The organism is Maribacter huludaoensis (assembly GCF_029350945.1).
Lineage (GTDB): Bacteria > Bacteroidota > Bacteroidia > Flavobacteriales > Flavobacteriaceae > Maribacter > Maribacter huludaoensis.
On record NZ_JARKMS010000001.1, the window covers coordinates 886117 to 903591 of the forward strand.

A 17475-nucleotide genomic window follows, 5' to 3' on the forward strand; every position below is an offset into this window, starting at 1 on the left:
GTTATAATATTCTTGTAGCCTTTACAAATGCCTGGTTCCAAAAACCGTCTCTTAAAGAAGAAACGGTAACACCACGAGATGTAGATGCGTGAATAAATGTAATTTCATCGTTGTCCGTACCCACAACCATTCCTACATGGTTTATGCGTTTGGATCCTCGGGTAGTTTTAAAAAAAAGTAAGTCACCCTTTTCTACATTTTTTACGGTTACCCTACGGCCCTCTTCTGCCATATGTATAGAAGTTCTTGGTAATTGTATATCGTGTTCACCAAAAGAAACATAAAGCAGACCGGAGCAGTCCATTCCTTTTTTTGTAGTGCCGCCAAATTTGTAGCGCGTGCCAGAAAATGAAAGTGCGGTATTGATTATTGCATCTGCTTTTGTGCGTATGGTTGGCGGTAATGCGCTGTGATCTTCCGTTCTTGCCGGTATTGTGGTATTGCCTATGCGAGCATTATTGGCTGCCGCAACAGATATTTTGCGCTCTTTGTCAGAAGTGCTTGTTTTTTTGACTCCACAACTGGTTAAAAAACAAATAGCAAGAAGAAATGGTAGTATGCGCATAAAGTAAATTGTACCCTGTAATACGTGTAACTCTAAAATTATAAAATTATTTTTTAAAATGATTAAACCTATGGGATTTTGGCATTTGCAATAATTAAAGAGGCAGCTTCTGCACTAGCACCTGGTCCGCCCAACTTTGTAATAAGCTCATCATAAGAAGCCAATTGCTTTGTTCTTGCCGCGCCATCTAAAATCAAGTTCAATTCCTTTTTTAAATTTTGCTTTGTAAAATCATCTTGAATAAGCTCTTTGACAACTTCTTTTTGCATGATAAGGTTTACCAATGAAATGTATTCTAAGGTGATGATACGTTTAGCAATTTGGTAAGAAATCCAATTTGCTTTGTAGCAAACTACTTGTGGTACTTTAAACAAGGCTGTTTCCAAGGTTGCCGTTCCACTGGTAACAAGGGCGGCACTGGCAATGGAAAGTAAGTCGTAAGTCTTGTTTTGAACGAACTTTACATTGGGATCGGTGAGAAATTCAGCATAAAAATTCTTGTCCAAACTTGGTGCTCCTGCAATAACAAATTCATGCTCAGAAAAGTCGTTTGTCAAAGAAAGCATAAGCGATAACATTTTCTGAACCTCTTGTTTACGGCTGCCGGGTAATAAGGCTATAATCGGTTTTGTAGGGGCAATACTGTTTTCGGCTCTGAAGTTACTTTCGTTTAATTCTGGTCTATTATTGATAGCATCTAGTAATGGATGACCTACAAAGTTGACTGGGTAATTGTGCTTCTTTTCGTAAAATTCTTTCTCAAAAGGCAGTATCACGTACATATGATCAACCGTTGCTTTTATCTTATCAATTCTACCTTCCCTAGATGCCCAAATTTGTGGAGAAATATAATAGTTGGTTAAAAAGTTATTTTCTTTTGCCCACTTTGCAATGCGCAAATTAAAGCCAGAATAATCAATGAAAATTATAGCATCAGGATTGAATGCCGCTATATCTTGCTTACAAAATTTAATGTTTTTAAAAATGGCGTTCAGGTTCAGGATTACTTCTATGAAACCCATAAAGGCCAGTTCCTTATAATGCTTGGCAAGGGTTCCTCCGGCTTGCTGCATTAAATCGCCGCCCCAACATCTAATGTCGGCATTCTCATCTTGTTTCTTCAGGGCCTTAATCAAGTTAGAGCCATGAAGATCACCAGAAGCTTCGCCTGCAATAATGTAATACTTCATTTTAAAATACTTTGTAGTAAAGAATCACGAATGCGGTTAAAATGGTTGCGATCAAAACCCCTTTGGCCCTATTGTCCCTTTTAATTCTTAGAAATGCGAAAAAGGCCACAAGGTTAAGAATGGCGCCCAAAGCCAAAAGACTGCCTACGTGTTCTTGTCTAACGGCGGCTTCAAAAGTTTCTATAATACCTAAATCCGAGAATATTAAAATGTATAATAATGTGCCAATGGTATTTGCGATAATGCCTACAATAAAACCTATTAAAATTTCTTTCTTGGTATTCATTTAAAATATTTGAGCGAGATATAATAAAATATGTTTTGTATAATTCTAAAAATTCCAGGTATTCAGTTCCTGAATAACGTGGTGGGCGGTCAAATCAAATTGTGTTGGCACTACAGAAATATAACCATTGGCAAGTGCCCATTCATCGGTATCTTCGCCTTTGTCCAATAGTTCAAACTCACCGGTCAACCAATAGTAGTCTTTGCCCATAGGGTTGGTGCGCTTGTCAAATTTCTCTTTCCAGTTAGCTTTCGCTTGTCTACAGATTTTTATACCGTTAAGCTCTTCTTTTTTTAGTTTGGGAATATTGACATTTAGAACGGTACCTTTAGGGATTCCGTTCTCTAAAGCTTGAATTACAATATCATGAATAAAATCTTGGGCTTGAGAAAAATCAGCGTTCCAACTATAGTCACACAACGAAAAACCAATGGCGGGAATTCCTTCAATACCAGCTTCGACAGCAGCACTCATGGTACCTGAATAAATTACATTGATAGATGAGTTAGAACCATGATTAATACCGCTAACACAGATGTTTGGTCTTTTGGGCAGTATCTCTTGAAGAGCTAATTTTACACAGTCTGCAGGTGTGCCGCTACAACTATACTCGTCAATATTCTCATTGTCAAGGTCAATTTTCATTTTTTTTGAAAATAGGGCGGTATCTAGGGTAATGGCATGCCCCATTCCAGATTGCGGACTATCTGGCGCTACCACCACAACATCACCAATTTTTTTCATAATAGAAACCAGCATGCGTAGCCCAGGTGCCGTAATACCGTCGTCATTTGTAACTAAAATCAATGGTTTTTCCATAGCGTATACTTTCTGTAGTAAAAATACGTTTTTAAATATGATATGTCCGAAATGCCGTTTAACAAAAAATTAGTTCAAAGCAGATTTTATTGGCATGGTTTTTTCTTTACCTTAGAGGTTTAAGTAGCTTTTACAGCTGCTTTTAACCCTCAAATTCGGAGAAATTGAAAAGGAAAGTAAAAGATAATTTTATGAAAAGAAATTTAGCCTACGTACTGTTGTTGATGCTGGCAGCTGTAGCATCGTGCAGTTTTACAAATAAGACTTTTGAAAATGACGACAAGGATAAGTTGTTGTTAGATTTGATAACTTATGTTCTTGAAAAAGGGCATTATGAGCCAAAAGCGCTCAATGATGATTTTTCTGTACATGTATTTGAAGATTTTATTGATGTTATAGATCCAACGAAAAGATATTTTATAGCATCGGATATTGCCGAGTTTGAAAAGTACAAGTATCAGATAGACGATGAAATTAAAAATACGGATATCACTTTCTTCAATATAGTTTATGAAAGATTGATGCAACGTATGGACGATGCCAAAGTAATTTATAAAGAAGTTTTGGAAACTCCTTTTGATTACTCTGAGAACGAAAGTATTAGTATTAAGTATGATGAAGAGCCTTTTGCGGCAAACCGTAAAGAGTTAAAAGAACGTTGGAGAAAGCAGTTAAAGTATGCAACTTTAGGTACGTATGATTCCAAGATTTCTAAAATTGGTAAAGAAGCGGTCGATAACGAAAAGGACCAAATAAAAACACCAAAAGATGCAGAAGAACAATCTAGAAAATCTACGGAAACTACATTAGATGAGTTTTTTGATTTTGTTGGTGATTTAGAGCGCAAAGATTGGTTTGTACAATATATTAATACTATTGTAGATGAGTTTGATCCACATACTTTCTACTTTGCCCCTGAAGAAAAGGAAAAGTTTGACACTAGTATGTCAGGTAAATTCGAAGGAATTGGTGCAAGACTTCAGAAAAAATCCGAAGGTGCAAAAATTGTAGAAATAATATCCGGTGGACCGGTTTGGAGAGATCAACGTTTAGAAGTTGGTGACGAAATTATTAAAGTAGGTCAAAACGGTGAAGAGCCGATCAATATTGTTGGTATGCGTTTAGATGATGCCATTAAATTGATAAAAGGAGCTCAAGGAACCGTTGTAGATTTGACCGTGAGAAAAGTAGATGGTTCTTTAGATGTTGTTTCTTTAACAAGAGATGTTGTAGAATTAGAGGAGTCATATGCAAAATCAGCTAATATTATTAAGGGAGAAGAGAAATTCGGTATTATTAATCTTCCTAAATTTTATGTGGATTTCAACGATTACAGTGAAAGAAATGCAGCAACGGATGTTGCTAAGGAAGTTGAGCGCCTAAAAGAAGAAGGCATGGAAGGTCTTATTCTTGATTTACGTGATAATGGAGGTGGGTCTTTAAAAACGGTTGTTGAAATGGCAGGTTTGTTCATTAAGGATGGTCCTATAGTACAGGTACAATCTAAAGATAAGGGCAAGGATGTTTATGATGACAAGGATGTAAGAATTCAGTGGGATGGACCTTTGGTAATACTTGTAAACGAGTTGTCTGCTTCTGCTTCAGAAATTTTAGCGGCAGCAATGCAGGATTATAAAAGAGCTATAGTTATAGGTAGCAAGCAAACATTTGGTAAAGGAACGGTACAAAACGTTATTCCATTGAACAATATGTTGCGTAGTAATGATCATGGAGATTTAGGAGCTATTAAGATTACTACTCAAAAGTTCTATAGAATCAATGGTGGATCAACTCAATTAGAAGGTGTAAAGAGTGATATAGTTGTGCCAGATAGATATAGCTATATTGATTTAGGAGAAAGAGACCAATCCAATCCTTTAGGTTGGGATAAGATTACTCCGGCAGATTACAAGCCTTGGGATGGTTATATCAATTATGAGAAAACTGTTGCCAATAGTAAAAAGAGAATGGCGGCCAGTCAACAAATTAAGTTGATAGAAGAAAATGCCAAATGGTTAAAGGCAGAGCAAGATGAAACTGAAATCTCTTTAAATTTTGAGACATATAAAGAAGAAAAGAATAAAGATAAAGAACAGTCTAACTACTTTAAGACTTTAACTGATTATGATTCTAAACTTACGTTTAAATCTTTAGGTTACGAAGAGCAATTGTTTACTAAAGATTCTATATTACGAGAAAAGCGTAACAGATGGCATAAGAATTTAGCTAAAGATGTTTATGTTGAAGAAGCAGTAAATGTTTTGGAAGATTTAAAAATGAATAATATCAAACAAGCTAAGTTGGCAAGTGTAAAGAATTAAAAGAAATTTGATAATGAAAAAGCCGCTACATTTTAAGATGTAGCGGCTTTTTTTTTGTTCTTGTTTTAAATGAACTTGGCATGTTTCGGTTTGCCGAATTCAGCTAACTCGCTATTGGAATCGCGTATTTTTTTACTTTGAATATAAGTTACAAATAACAGTACAATGCAAACAACTGCTGATGCCCCGTTACCATCTTTAACGGCTAAATGTGCCATTGCGCCTAAAAAGTAATTCATGAAAAAACCTGCATAGACCCATTCCAAAGCCCAATGAGATTTATTGAATACGATCAAGATAAGACCAATGGATTGAAATACCCCCAGCACATGTATAAGGTAAACCGGGTAACCTAGTTTAATAAAAGTTTCTACTATTAGGTCATAGTTGATAATTGAATTAACGATCGATCCAATAACTGCGGTTGCGAAAAGACCTAAAGCTATGTAATAAAATGTTTTTTGAGAATTCATAATAAGTAGGTTTTAATGTTATTATGTCCCAAAAATAAGTTCACCTATGAAAAAATATTTGATTTCATAGGTGAATAGTATATTGCTGTAGATGAGCCGAGTACCTCTAAAGATAAGTGGAAATTACTTTGTTATAAAAGCTTTTCTGCATGTAGCTTTCTAAGTTTTGCCAACTTAGGATTTATAACTACTTGACAATATCCTTGCTCAGAATTGTTCTTATAATAATCTTGATGATACTCTTCGGCATCGTAAAAAATACCTAAAGGAGTTAATTCGGTAACAATAGGATCTTCGTAAACGGCTTTCATTTCGCTTAAGACCACCTGTGCTATCTTCTTTTGTTCATGATTGTGGTAATAGATAACGGAACGATATTGAGTTCCGGTATCGGCACCTTGTCTATTTAAGGTAGTGGGGTCGTGCGTTGTCATAAAAATAATCAAGATATCTTCATAAGAAATAATCGTTGGGTCAAAAGTTACCTGAACTACCTCTGCATGCCCTGTTAATCCGGAACAAATTTCCCTGTAAGTGGGTCTGCCGGGAGCTGTCCCTCCCGTATATCCAGATACAACGCTATGTATGCCCTTTACTTCTTGAAATACCGCTTCGGTACACCAAAAACAACCGCCGCCTACAGTAGCGACTTCTAATTTGTTACTATCCATTGGCTTCCTCCTTTTCTAATTGCATTGATTCAGAATTAATGCAGTACCGCAATCCGCTGGGTGCTGGTCCGTCAGGGAAAATATGTCCCAAATGCGCATCACAGGTATTACAAAGTACTTCTACACGTACCATTCCAAAAGAAGTGTCTTTATGGTATTTAATGGCGTTCTCCTTAATAGGTTGTGTAAAACTTGGCCAGCCGGTACCGGATTCAAATTTTATGGTAGAATCGAATAATGGCGTACCACAACAAATACATTCATACTTTCCGGCATCGTGCGCAGTACATAAGGCGCCGGAATGCGGCGCTTCAGTACCTTTTTTTCTAGTAACTCTAAACTGTTCTGGAGTCAAGATCTCTTTCCACTCCTGTTCTGTTTTTTCAATTCTTCTGTCAGGTTCAGGGTTACCGTTCACTGAAAAATGAATTACATCTTTCCAAGTTAGCATCATAATTTTCCTTTCGTTTAGACTTTGTTCACTAGGTTTATTGGTCGGTAATTTACCTTATATCTTACAAAATTAGGTAATTTTGGCGTATGGCATACCGCAAAAAAAATGGATCTCTTTACAGTATTTTAATTTTAATCTGTATTATTGGTTTTTGGCTGTTCGAAAATTTTTATACCCCGGCTACTTATTCTAAAAGTAACGATGGAGCTACTATTAATGACTTTCCAAAAGAGTTGTTGCCGTCTTCTACAACAGGTGAAATAGTAAATCATGAACATTTTACATTGTCTTATAATGAACCATATGAGCAAGCTGAATGGGTAGCATATATTTTGAGTAAAAGTCATTTGACCTATGATGATAGAAAACGGCCGTATTTTATAGAAGATCCGTTCGTTTCTACTAAATCTGCCGATTGGCGAAATTACAGGGGGTCTGGTTATGATCGAGGGCATTTGGTGCCTGCCGGTGATCGCAGATTTTCTCTACAGGCATACAACGAGACATTTTATACAAGTAACATAAGTCCGCAAGATAGGGAGTTCAATTCAGGTATCTGGAACGATTTGGAACAGCAGACAAGACGCTGGGCAAAGCAATTTGGAACGTTGTATGTATTTACGGGCGGAGTGTTAGAAAGTGGCTTAGAAGAAATAGGACAGGAAGATGTTGATGTGCCAGATGCTTTTTACAAGATCATTGCACGTAAAAAGGGAGACAAAGTATATACGTTGTCTTTTTTGATACCGAATAAGCCCCAATTTACATCATTGCGCAATTTCGTAGTATCGGTCGATGAAATAGAAAAAGAAACAGGAATAGACTTTTTTACGGAACTGCCTGAAAAGCAGCAAAATGGTTTTGAAAGTAGTAAAAATACGACCGGGTGGAAGTTTTAGAAACTCTCTTTTAGCCTATTGGTGTCCAGTCTCAAGAAAATAAAAAGTAGAATAGTAAAGAATAGGAGTCCGGATCCACCATAGCTAAAGAAAGGTAGTGGAATACCAATGGTAGGTAGTATTCCTATTACCATACCTATATTGATGAAGTAGTGAATAAGTAGAATAGAGATGACCCCGTAGCCATACATTCTTGCAAATGCATTCTTCTGTCGTTCAGCTAAGGATATTAGTCTTAGAAACAGAACGGTGAATAGAATAATGACGGTTGCGGTACCTATAAATCCCCATTCTTCACCAACGGTACTAAAAATGTAGTCGGTATCTTGCTCAGGTACGAAATCTCCTTTGGTACGTGTACCTTCAAGAAAACCTTTGCCAAAAAATCCGCCCGATTCTATCGCTTTTTCAGATTGGTAGGTATTGTAACCGATTGATTTTCTAATCTGTTCTAATTTTTTAGGATCCTTTTCCAATCGAAGCCATAAACCAAAACGATCTCTGTGGCGTTGTTCAAAAACATTGTTGAAAACAAAATTTACCGAAAGTGAAAATAGAATAATTGCGGCGCTGATCAAGCTAAGGGGAATTACCGGAATTTTCAATGATTTACGTTTTAGGGTAAACAATAGTATAATCATTAGTGCTAAACCGATGATAAGCCAAACCGTACCGAACATTAGGGTGATTACAAAAATGAGAATTAGACTTAGTAAAATGACCAGGTAATATAATGGAAGTCCTTCCCTAAAAATTACAAAGATCATGGCGAAAAATACTAGGGCGCTACCAGGGTCTGGTTGAGGTATAATTAAAATGGCCGGTACAAGTATTATTAATAGTGCATAGAATTGATCTTTTCTACGCTTAATATCTGTCTGTATATCGCTAAGGTATTTGGCGAGTGCAAGGGCAGTTGCTACTTTTGCGAGCTCAGAAGGCTGTAGGTTAAAAAATCCCAGATCGTACCATGAAGTTGCTCCGGCAATAGTTTTACCAAAAACAAATAAGCCTAACAGCGAAACCATTGAAAGTAGGTAAAAGATGCTAGAAAAACGTTCATAAAAATTGACCTCAAGAGCAAGAATGATAACAATGGAAACTAAACTTACTCCTATAAAAAATAGCTGTTTTCCATAGCGTGTGCCAATATCGAAAATTGAACTTTGTTCGTCAATGAACGTGCTAGAGTAGATATTTATCCAGCCGATAAAAACAAGTGCGAAATAGATAAATACACTTAGCCAATCAATTCTTTTTAAAATGCTTCTACCAGACACGCTCGTTAATTTTAAACTCTTCCCCACTGTAGGGTTTCGCATATTCTGCTTCTAAAGTTTTTTCAAGCATTCTTTTTTCAAGAGTCTTCAAGGTAATTTCACCTTTCAGATATTTTTCGATCATAAGTGTAGCTATGTGTCCGGCGTACCTAGATCCAAAGTATCCATTTTCAATATACACCGCTATGGCAATTTTAGGGTCGTCTACTGGTGCAAATGCCACAAAAACGGAATGGTCCGTCAATTGTGTACGTACACCATCAATTTTGGTAAAATTCTCGGCCGTACCGGTTTTTCCTGCAACTTCTATTCCTGGTATTTGCAACCATCTTGCAGTACCGCTAACATAGACATCTGCCATACCTTGAACTACAGGCTCAAAATGTTTTGGGTCTATTGTGGTGTGTTTTGCTTCTGTAAATTTTGGTTCTGTAATATCCTTACCTTCAATTTTCTTTAAAATGTGCGGTGTAAAATAGTGTCCCCTGTTGGCTATGGCAGCTGTCATGTTCGCTAGCTGTACCGGAGTGGCCAATATTTCACCTTGCCCAATAGAATTTGATATGATATAAGAAGAACTCCATCTGTTGTCACCGTACCATTTGTCATAATATTCTTTGCTTGGAATACGGCCTTTTTGTCCAAAAGGTAAATCGTATCCTAAATAATCTCCAAGTCCAAAACTACGCATATGTTTTTCCCAAACATCCATACCTTCGTCAGTGGTTTCAAATTTCTCATAGATTTTTCTGAAGGCGCCTGCAAAGTATGCGTTGCAAGATTGTGATATACCTTTGTTTAGATTTCGTAAACCGCCTCCACAGTGACAGCCTCTCTTTTTTTTGCCTACATAGAAGCCATGATAACACTGTATGGTCGTATTTTCATCAAGCACACCTTCTTGCAAAGCAATCAGGGCATTCAAGGTCTTAAACGGCGATCCAGGTGGTTGTTGCGCATGAATACTGCGATCCCAAGTAGGGTTTGCTATAGTGTCATTATAAAGTTTGGTGTAGTTTTTAGAACGTTCCCTGCCTACCAATAATGCAGGGTCATAGGTTGGTCCTGATATCATAGAAAGGATTTCTCCTGTAGCAGGCTCTATGGCTACAATGCCGCCCCGCTTGCCGTTCATTAATAATTCACCATACTCTTGTAGCGTTTTGTCAATGGTAATACTAATCTGTTTTCCCTGTTCAGGTAATGTGTCTAACGCACCGTTTTTATAGGGGCCAATGTCTCTGTTGAATCTATCTTTTTGTATATACTGAACACCCTTTCTTCCTCGTAATAAATCTTCATAATATCTTTCTACGCCGGTTCTGCCTTTCAGTTCACCTTGAACGTAATACTTATTGACCGCCAAATCACCTTCGTTAACTTCACTAATGTACCCTAGAACATTTGCCGCACTAGGTGTGTCATAATAACGCAAAGATCTTTTTTGAATGTAGAAACCTTTATACTTGCGCATTTTCTCCTGTAGTTTGGCATAATCTTGTTTAGAAAGTTGGGGTACCAATACCGACGGAAGGCGAGGGGAATATACTCTAGCTTTTTTTAATTTCTCAATAAATTTTTCTTTGTCTATTCCTAGAAGTCCACAAAATTCCAAGGTATCTAATGGTTTTACTTCCCGTGGAATTACCATGACGTCATATGCAGGATCGTTACCTACTAAAAGATGACCGTTTCTATCATAGATATAACCTCTTTCAGGATAGTCATAAATTGCTTTGATCGCTGGATCTTCTAAAACTTGCTCTGCAGAAAAACTAAAAATTTGCAAATAGGATAGCCTTCCCAAAAAGGTAATTGCGATAACGACTATAATTAATGATAAAAGAATTTTTCTCATTCTTTTTTGCTACTGAATAACGTACTGAACAACATTCCTAAAATCAAGGTGGCAATACCAACGATAATCGTTTTTTGCAAAATTAACAGGCTATTGGAAAAACTGAAAATTTCTAACGTAAAGTATACCAAATGATGTATTATAATCAATAACGCTAAAAATGTGAATTGTTGTGCCTTGGTACTGTTGTTTAACTTAAAACTTTGAAATTCATAATTGACACCAAAAACAAAGTGCATAATGGTTGGTCGTAAATAAGCTATGGTAACGGTAGCGGCCGCATTGATTGCTAAGGTATCAGAAAAAATATCTACACAAAGACCTAAGAAAAAGCATAGAATTATAAAGGTAGTTCTATTTTGTTTGATAGGATACCAATACAGGTAAAGAATATATACAAGCGGATTTATGTAACCAAAGAAATTTAGTTTATTGAATACCAACACCTGTAGTAATACCAATAAAATAAATCTGAGCACCAGTAAAAATGAAGTATTGTTAATCATTGGCTTCTGTTTCTGCTTCTAATTCTAAAACTTCTTTTCGGTTTAAATTTTTAATAATATAAATAGTGCCAATATTGGTCATATCGTTAAAGAGCTCTACATCAATAAAATAGAAACTTTTAGAGTTGTCCAGATCAAACCTCTTAATGGTGCCAATAGGAATATTTTCTGGAAATATACTACTCATGGCGCCGGTAACAATAGTGTCACCAATAGTAAGGGGAACCAACCTTGGTATGTCAATTAATTGTACAACATTGTAATCTGTAGTATTCTCCCAAACCAAAGAACCAAAATGATTGGAGTTTTTAATTTTTGCATTGATGTTAGATTTGTCGCTTAAGATACTTTGTACGGTAGAAAAGTTGTCTGAGGTGTTTTCTACGATACCAAGAATACCCTTGTCGGTAATAACGCCCATGTCTTGCACAATGCTGTCACTTTCTCCTTTGTTGATAGTAATATAGTTACGTTGGTCTGCATAGCTATTGTTGATAACACGCCCCCTGATAACTTCGTAATTTACAGAGGTAGAATCTATAAGTGAAGGGGAAAGAACCAGATTGTTGAATAACTTGTCTCTAAGCCTTTTGTTTTCTTCAACAAGCTTTTCGTTTTCTTCTCTTAATCCAAAATAGGAAGTTATATTATCTGAAAAAGTGTAGATGCTCCCCGTAATATAGTTAGAAGAATTTAGGAATTTAGATTGGTGGTACGAGTGCGATTGAAACGTAAATATGCAAGAAATCAATAACAGAAAAAGGTAAAGTAAGAATATCTTGTACCTAATTAGAAAATTTATGATCTGTTGCATTCACCCCTATATTTTTACTCGATAATAGAATTTTTGACTAAACGGCCTGCACGTAAATTGATTGGGACCTTGGTCTACTAATTCTACCGATAATCATTAATTAATGGCACTTGATTTTTTTTTCAAGGTTATCAGTATTAAGTAAGAAGTTGTTTTTTTCAACAAGCTTCTTACTTAATTAAAATGCTCTTGTATCGTTCTAAATTCTTAAGTGCAATACCTGTACCACGTACTACGGCACGCAACGGATCTTCGGCTATGTAAACCGGTAAATCGGTTTTTTGGGATAACCTTCTGTCCAGGCCACGTAACATAGAACCACCACCTGCAAGGTAGATGCCTGTATTGTAAATATCCGCAGCTAATTCTGGGGGAGTTTGAGATAGTGTTTCCATAACCGCGTCTTCAACTCGCAGAATAGATTTATCTAAAGCCTTTGCTATTTCTCTGTAAGATATTTGAACTTGTTTTGGTTTTCCTGTTAACAGATCACGCCCTTGTACAGATTTTTCATCTGGTGGAGATTGTAAATCTTCTGTTGCGGAACCAATTTCAATTTTAATTGCCTCTGCTGTACTTTCACCAACATATAAATTATGTTGTGTACGCATATAATAAATGATGTCATTAGTAAATACATCACCCGCAATTTTTACCGATTTATCACAAACAATACCACCTAGGGCAATAACCGCAATTTCAGTAGTACCACCTCCTATATCAACGATCATGTTTCCTTTTGGTTGCATAATATCCAAGCCAATACCAATAGCTGCGGCCATAGGCTCATGAATAAGATATACTTCTTTACCGTTTACACGTTCTGCGGACTCTTTTACCGCACGCATTTCAACCTCCGTAATGCCAGAAGGTATACAGATGACCAAACGCAATGCAGGTGGAAACCATTTTTTCTTTAATGCAGGAATATTCTTGATGAACATCATCAACATCTTTTCAGATGCATCAAAATCTGCAATTACACCATCTTTCAATGGTCTAATCGTTTTTATGTTCTCATGGGTTTTACCTTGCATCATATTGGCTTCTTTACCAACTGCAATGATTTTTCCACTAATTCTATCTCTGGCAACGATGGAAGGGCTATCGACAACTACCTTGTCATTATGAATGATAAGAGTGTTGGCTGTACCTAAATCTATAGCTATTTCCTCGGTCAAGAAATCAAAAAATCCCATATGTGATATTTAAATTTTAGATAAAAGGGTGTATTTCATCGACAAAAGTAATGAAATTAATGCTTGAAATGACGTGTGCCCGTCATCACCATTGAAATTTTGTGTTCGTTGCAATAATCTATGCTTAATTGGTCTTTTATAGATCCGCCTGGTTGTATTACACTGGTGATTCCTGCCTTATCGGCAATTTCAACACAGTCAGGGAACGGGAAGAAAGCATCACTTGCCATAACCGCACCTTTAAGGTCAAAATTAAAAGACTCTGCTTTGTGTATGGCTTGGTTCAAGGCATCTACTCTACTGGTTTGACCGGTACCACTTGCGCAAAGTTGTTTGTTTTTGGCTAAAACAATGGTATTGGATTTTGTATGCTTACAAAGTTTTGATGCAAAAATTAAATCCTCTAATTCTTGATCTGTAGGTTTAGTGGTAGTTGCATTTGTAAGGTCTGCAATAGCATCTGTTTTATGATCTTTTTCTTGAAGAAGCATACCGTTTAAACAAGTTCTTACTTGCATTTCTGGCATGTCAACTTCATTTTGGATTAAGATGATTCTGTTTTTCTTTCCTTTTAAAATTTCCAATGCTTCGGCATTATAGCTAGGAGCTATAACTACCTCACAGAACAATTTATGAATTTCTTCTGCGGTAGCCTTGTCAATTTCTTTGTTGCTAATTAGAACTCCGCCAAAAGCTGAAACAGGATCACCTGCCAAAGCGTCTACATAGGCTTGGTGTAAAGTTTCTCTTTGTGCTAGTCCGCAAGCATTATTATGTTTTAGAATAGCAAAAGTAGGAGCATCATTTTTAAATTCCAGCATCAAATTAACGGCGGCATCAACATCTAATAGATTATTGTATGATAGTTCTTTACCGTGAAGCTTAGAGAACATTGCATCAAAATCACCGAAGAAAAATCCTTTTTGGTGAGGGTTTTCTCCGTAACGTAAAACCTTACCGTTAGTTTCGCTAACTTTTAATGCAGCGATATCATGGTTTTGGTTAAAGTAGTTGAATATGGCAGTATCATAATGAGAAGAAACGTTAAAGGATTTTGCAGCAAAACGCTTTCTGTCTTCAAGGCTAATATTTCCGTTGTCAGCAGAAATCACTTCAAGAAAATCAGCATAATCTTCCATTGAGGAAACGCAAGTAACATCTTTAAAGTTCTTGGCTGCGGCACGTATAAGCGAAATACCACCTATATCTATTTTTTCAATGATATCTTGTTCAGAAGCACCGCTTGCAACGGTTTTTTCGAACGGATATAGGTCAACAATAACAATATCTATTTGTGGAATTTCAAATTCGGCCAATTGGGCAACATCGCTTTCGTTGTCCTGTCTGTTTAAAATACCGCCAAATACTTTTGGGTGTAAAGTTTTTACTCTTCCTCCTAAAATAGAAGGGTAGCTTGTTACATCTTCTACGGGAACAACGTCAATTCCTAAATCAGTTATAAATTTTTCGGTTCCTCCGGTAGAGTAAATTGTGATTCCTAATTCTTGAAATTTTCTTACTATGGGCTCTAATCCGTCTTTATGAAAAACTGAAATTAAGGCTGAAGATGCTTTTTTTACACTGCTCATTTTATGATGCTTAAATGTTTTTAATAAGCAAGCAAAAGTAATTTTTTTGCAGTTATAAAATGAGCTAGTTTATCAACAAAAAGCCTAAAGTTTTAAAGAATTTTGGCTACTTCAAAATTTACGAATTCCAAAAAGGTCTCATCTGCCTTGGTAAAAGGATCTGGAGTGTTAGAATCTATATCTATTTGACCAATATTTTCACCATTTACAAATAAGGGAATTACTATTTCTGATTTAACGGTTATACTACAAGCTATATAGTTGTCTTGTGCTTGAACGTCAGGAACCACAAAATTTTCGTTGCTTTCGGCTACTTGACCGCAAATTCCTTTTCCAAAAGGAATTATGGTGTGATCTGTAGGTGCACCTGCATAAGGGCCTAATTTAAGTTCTCGCTTGTCACCGTTCTTAAAATAAAATCCTACCCAGTCATAATGTGGTACGTTGGCTTTTAAAAGCTCACATATATCCTGCATTTTGGCATCCGGTGTTTTGTTAGAATCAACAATGGAGCTTACTTGAGGTCTTAGCGTATCGAACATAACTTTTTTTTACAAAAATACATATTGTTGCAATGTAACCGTGTGCGCTAAAACAAAAAAAGAGGATGTTTTTCAACATCCTCTTTATAATTATACGAAATATAAATTTAGATTATGGTTGAATCTTAACATCGAATTCAATAAAGTCGTTATTGTTGAAACCAGCTTCTATAGCGGTAATTTTAATAAGGCCTTTTTTGCCATAGTTGTCTACGAACTCTATTACGTCACCTACACTTAGGTTGGTAATTTTTTGAGCGCTAGAACTAGCTATAAAATTTAGTTCACTATTTAGGGCTATCGCATCAAATGCAGCAACGTCAATTGTTGCAGAAGTAGCAAAGAACATTTGGTTCAACGTTTCCGTAGCGGCATTTTCTTCGTCTGCACCAGGCTTAAGTCCTTCAACGTCAAAACCAAAAGAAGCGTCATATTGCTCTGTTGAGGCAAAAGAAGCATTGTCGCCGGCAGAAGGGCCAGAAGCACCATAGTAATATCCAAAATCCCAGAAAGCTCTAAATTCAGGACCTACATCAATTCTATAAACGGTTTCGTTCAATAAAGAAAAGAAAGATTCCGTTGATCCATCTTGTGCCGGGGCAAAAAGTTTAACATCTGTAAATTCCCTTACGGCAGCGGTAGGGTTGGTACCATTACCAACTGTTACCGTAATTTGACCAACACCTAAAGCCAATCTTTTTGAGCTGTCTCTAAAATCACCTTTTCCTGTAGTTGTCCAAAAAGAGTAAACAATTTCTCCATTTTCAATATCCGGAACCGGTAACGGAAAAGAAAAATCGATTTCTTTCTTTGTAGCACCATCCAAATCAATAGAGCCATCGGCCTTTAATGCTTTGTCCAAATCATCACTTACCAAATCAAAAGAACTAAAAGGCATTTCTCCTTGTCCCAAATAGTTTTGGGTAATGTACATTCTACGTTGTGTTGTAGCGTCTGATGTAAAAATAACTCTACCTGTAACGTTGGTACCTGCTTCACCACTAGCAGATGCCGTAGTTATATTTGAGGAAGGAACAGCTTCGTTGAAAACAATTGTTGCCACTTCTGGCTCATTGGTGTCATCACCGCTATCATCCCCTGTAGTGTCATCTGGTAATGGGGTATCAAAAATTGACCCGTCGTCAGAGCTACAACTGCCTATGAACAGGGCAATAGTGCATATTAGGAAAATCTGTTTAACTTGTTTTTTCATAATTTTTAATTTTGATGATTAGTGTTTACTGATTACTGTTTGTTAATGTGTTAACTCTTTTAACTTAAAATTTCTTAGAATCGTATATTCGGCACATTGTTTATTTTATAGGAGAATTCTTAAGTAAAAGTTTCGTTAAAGAAATCTGGTATAAGTACTTTGCTATTAATATTTTGTAATTTTGAAGTGTGAAACAATTGCTACATAAACTATTTTCCGTTTTCATGGCAATGCTATTGTTGTTGTCCACAATATCGTGGACGGTAGAAAAGCATTTGTGTATGGGGCGTGTTATGGATGTTGCACTGTTTGATCATGCCGAAGATTGCGGAATGAAGGCTGGTTTGGCTTTGTTGGAAGATGCACCTTCGGTTAAAAAACATTGTTGTGCTGATGAGGCTTTTACCATGCAGGGTCAAGATGATTTGACGCGTGATTTTTCAAAATTCGATTTTTCACAACAGGTATTTCTAGTTTCCTTTACAAATGCATACTTAGATTTATTTAAGGATTCAGTTGAAAATAACATTTCTTTTAATTCATATCCGCCACCAACATTGGCTGAGGATTTGAATATTCTACACCAAGTTTTCTTGATTTGATTTTAGCACTGTCTACCGGCTTTAGTTCGTAAATGCAGTTTAATCAAAAACTACTTTTATTTAGTATCCCTTTTCTTTAATTCTATTGTAAAATGTAAATAGCTTTTTAAAAGCTTTAGTTGCAATTATAGATTTTTGAAAAAATAACAAGAAAGTAGAGACGGTTCTGAGTAACTGTTAGAAATTATTATCTT

Annotated in this window: 18 protein-coding genes; 3 read left to right on the plus strand and 15 right to left on the minus strand. The window is 36.3% G+C overall.

Annotation, left to right across the window (positions count from 1 at the left end):
* Nucleotide 1: 1 nt before the first annotated feature.
* From PXC01_RS03855 to surE, 4 genes are all read right to left on the minus strand, one after another.
* Nucleotides 2–565 (minus strand): C40 family peptidase, encoded by a 564-nt coding sequence (locus PXC01_RS03855; RefSeq protein ID WP_276471048.1) that lies wholly within the window; start codon nt 563–565, stop codon nt 2–4.
* A 68-nt stretch (nt 566–633) separates the two neighbouring features.
* A complete protein-coding gene (gene lpxB, locus PXC01_RS03860) occupies nt 634–1755 on the minus strand; it encodes a lipid-A-disaccharide synthase (RefSeq protein WP_276471049.1) in 1122 nt (373 codons plus the stop codon).
* Nucleotide 1756: 1 nt separating this feature from the next.
* The gene (locus PXC01_RS03865) at nt 1757–2041 is read right to left on the minus strand and encodes a hypothetical protein (protein ID WP_276471050.1); all 285 of its coding nucleotides are present in this window, start codon (nt 2039–2041) and stop codon (nt 1757–1759) included.
* Nucleotides 2042–2086: 45 nt separating this feature from the next.
* Nucleotides 2087–2860 (minus strand): 5'/3'-nucleotidase SurE, encoded by a 774-nt coding sequence (gene surE, locus PXC01_RS03870; RefSeq protein ID WP_276471051.1) that lies wholly within the window; start codon nt 2858–2860, stop codon nt 2087–2089.
* Nucleotides 2861–3051: 191 nt separating this feature from the next.
* Between surE and PXC01_RS03875 the strand changes: the two genes are divergently transcribed.
* Nucleotides 3052–5181: a carboxy terminal-processing peptidase gene (locus PXC01_RS03875; protein ID WP_276471052.1), complete on the plus strand. Its 2130-nt coding sequence runs from the start codon at nt 3052–3054 to the stop codon at nt 5179–5181.
* Between the two features lie 65 nt (nt 5182–5246).
* Here the strand turns inward: PXC01_RS03875 and PXC01_RS03880 are convergent, their stop codons facing one another.
* From PXC01_RS03880 to msrB, 3 genes are all read right to left on the minus strand, one after another.
* Nucleotides 5247–5654: a DoxX family protein gene (locus PXC01_RS03880; protein WP_276471053.1), complete on the minus strand. Its 408-nt coding sequence runs from the start codon at nt 5652–5654 to the stop codon at nt 5247–5249.
* Nucleotides 5655–5785: 131 nt separating this feature from the next.
* The gene (gene msrA, locus PXC01_RS03885) at nt 5786–6325 is read right to left on the minus strand and encodes a peptide-methionine (S)-S-oxide reductase MsrA (protein WP_276471054.1); all 540 of its coding nucleotides are present in this window, start codon (nt 6323–6325) and stop codon (nt 5786–5788) included.
* Nucleotides 6318–6776, minus strand: a complete 459-nt coding sequence (msrB, locus tag PXC01_RS03890; protein ID WP_276471252.1) for a peptide-methionine (R)-S-oxide reductase MsrB — start codon at nt 6774–6776, stop codon at nt 6318–6320. Before msrB ends, msrA begins: the two co-directional genes overlap by 8 nt.
* Nucleotides 6777–6865: 89 nt before the next feature.
* On the opposite strand from msrB, the gene PXC01_RS03895 reads away from it, so the two are divergent.
* Nucleotides 6866–7678, plus strand: coding sequence for a DNA/RNA non-specific endonuclease (locus tag PXC01_RS03895; protein ID WP_276471055.1), 813 nt, complete (start codon nt 6866–6868; stop codon nt 7676–7678).
* On the opposite strand, the gene rodA is transcribed toward PXC01_RS03895, so the two are convergent.
* The 8 genes from rodA to PXC01_RS03935 all read right to left on the minus strand — a co-directional run bounded on the left by rodA (nt 7675) and on the right by PXC01_RS03935 (nt 16679).
* Nucleotides 7675–9000 (minus strand): rod shape-determining protein RodA, encoded by a 1326-nt coding sequence (gene rodA, locus PXC01_RS03900; RefSeq protein WP_412759678.1) that lies wholly within the window; start codon nt 8998–9000, stop codon nt 7675–7677. The genes PXC01_RS03895 and rodA overlap by 4 nt on opposite strands.
* The gene (gene mrdA, locus PXC01_RS03905) at nt 8948–10816 is read right to left on the minus strand and encodes a penicillin-binding protein 2 (protein WP_276471056.1); all 1869 of its coding nucleotides are present in this window, start codon (nt 10814–10816) and stop codon (nt 8948–8950) included. Before mrdA ends, rodA begins: the two co-directional genes overlap by 53 nt.
* Nucleotides 10813–11322: a rod shape-determining protein MreD gene (locus tag PXC01_RS03910; RefSeq protein WP_276471057.1), complete on the minus strand. Its 510-nt coding sequence runs from the start codon at nt 11320–11322 to the stop codon at nt 10813–10815. Before PXC01_RS03910 ends, mrdA begins: the two co-directional genes overlap by 4 nt.
* On the minus strand, nt 11315–12136 hold the full coding sequence (gene mreC, locus PXC01_RS03915; protein ID WP_276471058.1) for a rod shape-determining protein MreC: 822 nt from the start codon (nt 12134–12136) through the stop codon (nt 11315–11317). The genes PXC01_RS03910 and mreC overlap by 8 nt, the downstream gene beginning before the upstream one ends.
* Nucleotides 12137–12306: 170 nt before the next feature.
* Entirely contained in the window at nt 12307–13335 is a 1029-nt protein-coding gene (locus PXC01_RS03920) for a rod shape-determining protein (RefSeq protein ID WP_027066022.1), read from the minus strand.
* Nucleotides 13336–13391: 56 nt separating this feature from the next.
* Nucleotides 13392–14924, minus strand: a complete 1533-nt coding sequence (gene purH, locus PXC01_RS03925; RefSeq protein ID WP_276471059.1) for a bifunctional phosphoribosylaminoimidazolecarboxamide formyltransferase/IMP cyclohydrolase — start codon at nt 14922–14924, stop codon at nt 13392–13394.
* A 92-nt stretch (nt 14925–15016) separates the two neighbouring features.
* A complete protein-coding gene (locus tag PXC01_RS03930) occupies nt 15017–15466 on the minus strand; it encodes a GAF domain-containing protein (protein WP_276471060.1) in 450 nt (149 codons plus the stop codon).
* Between the two features lie 112 nt (nt 15467–15578).
* Nucleotides 15579–16679 (minus strand): hypothetical protein, encoded by a 1101-nt coding sequence (locus tag PXC01_RS03935; RefSeq protein ID WP_276471061.1) that lies wholly within the window; start codon nt 16677–16679, stop codon nt 15579–15581.
* A gap of 188 nt (nt 16680–16867) precedes the next feature.
* Between PXC01_RS03935 and PXC01_RS03940 the strand changes: the two genes are divergently transcribed.
* On the plus strand, nt 16868–17281 hold the full coding sequence (locus PXC01_RS03940; RefSeq protein ID WP_276471062.1) for an HYC_CC_PP family protein: 414 nt from the start codon (nt 16868–16870) through the stop codon (nt 17279–17281).
* The last annotated feature ends 194 nt before the right edge of the window (nt 17282–17475 follow it).

Excerpts from the sequence above, each read along its gene's own strand:
- lpxB (WP_276471049.1), bottom strand. The coding sequence starts at position 1,755 with ATGAAGTATTACATTATTGCAGGCGAAGCTTCTGGTGATCTTCATGGC.
- rodA (WP_412759678.1), bottom strand. The coding sequence starts at position 9,000 with ATGCGAAACCCTACAGTGGGGAAGAGTTTAAAATTAACGAGCGTGTCT.
- PXC01_RS03875 (WP_276471052.1), top strand. The coding sequence starts at position 3,052 with ATGAAAAGAAATTTAGCCTACGTACTGTTGTTGATGCTGGCAGCTGTA.
- PXC01_RS03865 (WP_276471050.1), bottom strand. The coding sequence starts at position 2,041 with ATGAATACCAAGAAAGAAATTTTAATAGGTTTTATTGTAGGCATTATC.
- PXC01_RS03930 (WP_276471060.1), bottom strand. The coding sequence starts at position 15,466 with ATGTTCGATACGCTAAGACCTCAAGTAAGCTCCATTGTTGATTCTAAC.
- PXC01_RS03880 (WP_276471053.1), bottom strand. The coding sequence starts at position 5,654 with ATGAATTCTCAAAAAACATTTTATTACATAGCTTTAGGTCTTTTCGCA.
- PXC01_RS03895 (WP_276471055.1), top strand. The coding sequence starts at position 6,866 with ATGGCATACCGCAAAAAAAATGGATCTCTTTACAGTATTTTAATTTTA.
- msrB (WP_276471252.1), bottom strand. The coding sequence starts at position 6,776 with ATGCTAACTTGGAAAGATGTAATTCATTTTTCAGTGAACGGTAACCCT.
- PXC01_RS03855 (WP_276471048.1), bottom strand. The coding sequence starts at position 565 with ATGCGCATACTACCATTTCTTCTTGCTATTTGTTTTTTAACCAGTTGT.
- surE (WP_276471051.1), bottom strand. The coding sequence starts at position 2,860 with ATGGAAAAACCATTGATTTTAGTTACAAATGACGACGGTATTACGGCA.
- PXC01_RS03920 (WP_027066022.1), bottom strand. The coding sequence starts at position 13,335 with ATGGGATTTTTTGATTTCTTGACCGAGGAAATAGCTATAGATTTAGGT.
- mreC (WP_276471058.1), bottom strand. The coding sequence starts at position 12,136 with ATGCAACAGATCATAAATTTTCTAATTAGGTACAAGATATTCTTACTT.
- purH (WP_276471059.1), bottom strand. The coding sequence starts at position 14,924 with ATGAGCAGTGTAAAAAAAGCATCTTCAGCCTTAATTTCAGTTTTTCAT.
- PXC01_RS03910 (WP_276471057.1), bottom strand. The coding sequence starts at position 11,322 with ATGATTAACAATACTTCATTTTTACTGGTGCTCAGATTTATTTTATTG.
- mrdA (WP_276471056.1), bottom strand. The coding sequence starts at position 10,816 with ATGAGAAAAATTCTTTTATCATTAATTATAGTCGTTATCGCAATTACC.
- PXC01_RS03935 (WP_276471061.1), bottom strand. The coding sequence starts at position 16,679 with ATGAAAAAACAAGTTAAACAGATTTTCCTAATATGCACTATTGCCCTG.
- msrA (WP_276471054.1), bottom strand. The coding sequence starts at position 6,325 with ATGGATAGTAACAAATTAGAAGTCGCTACTGTAGGCGGCGGTTGTTTT.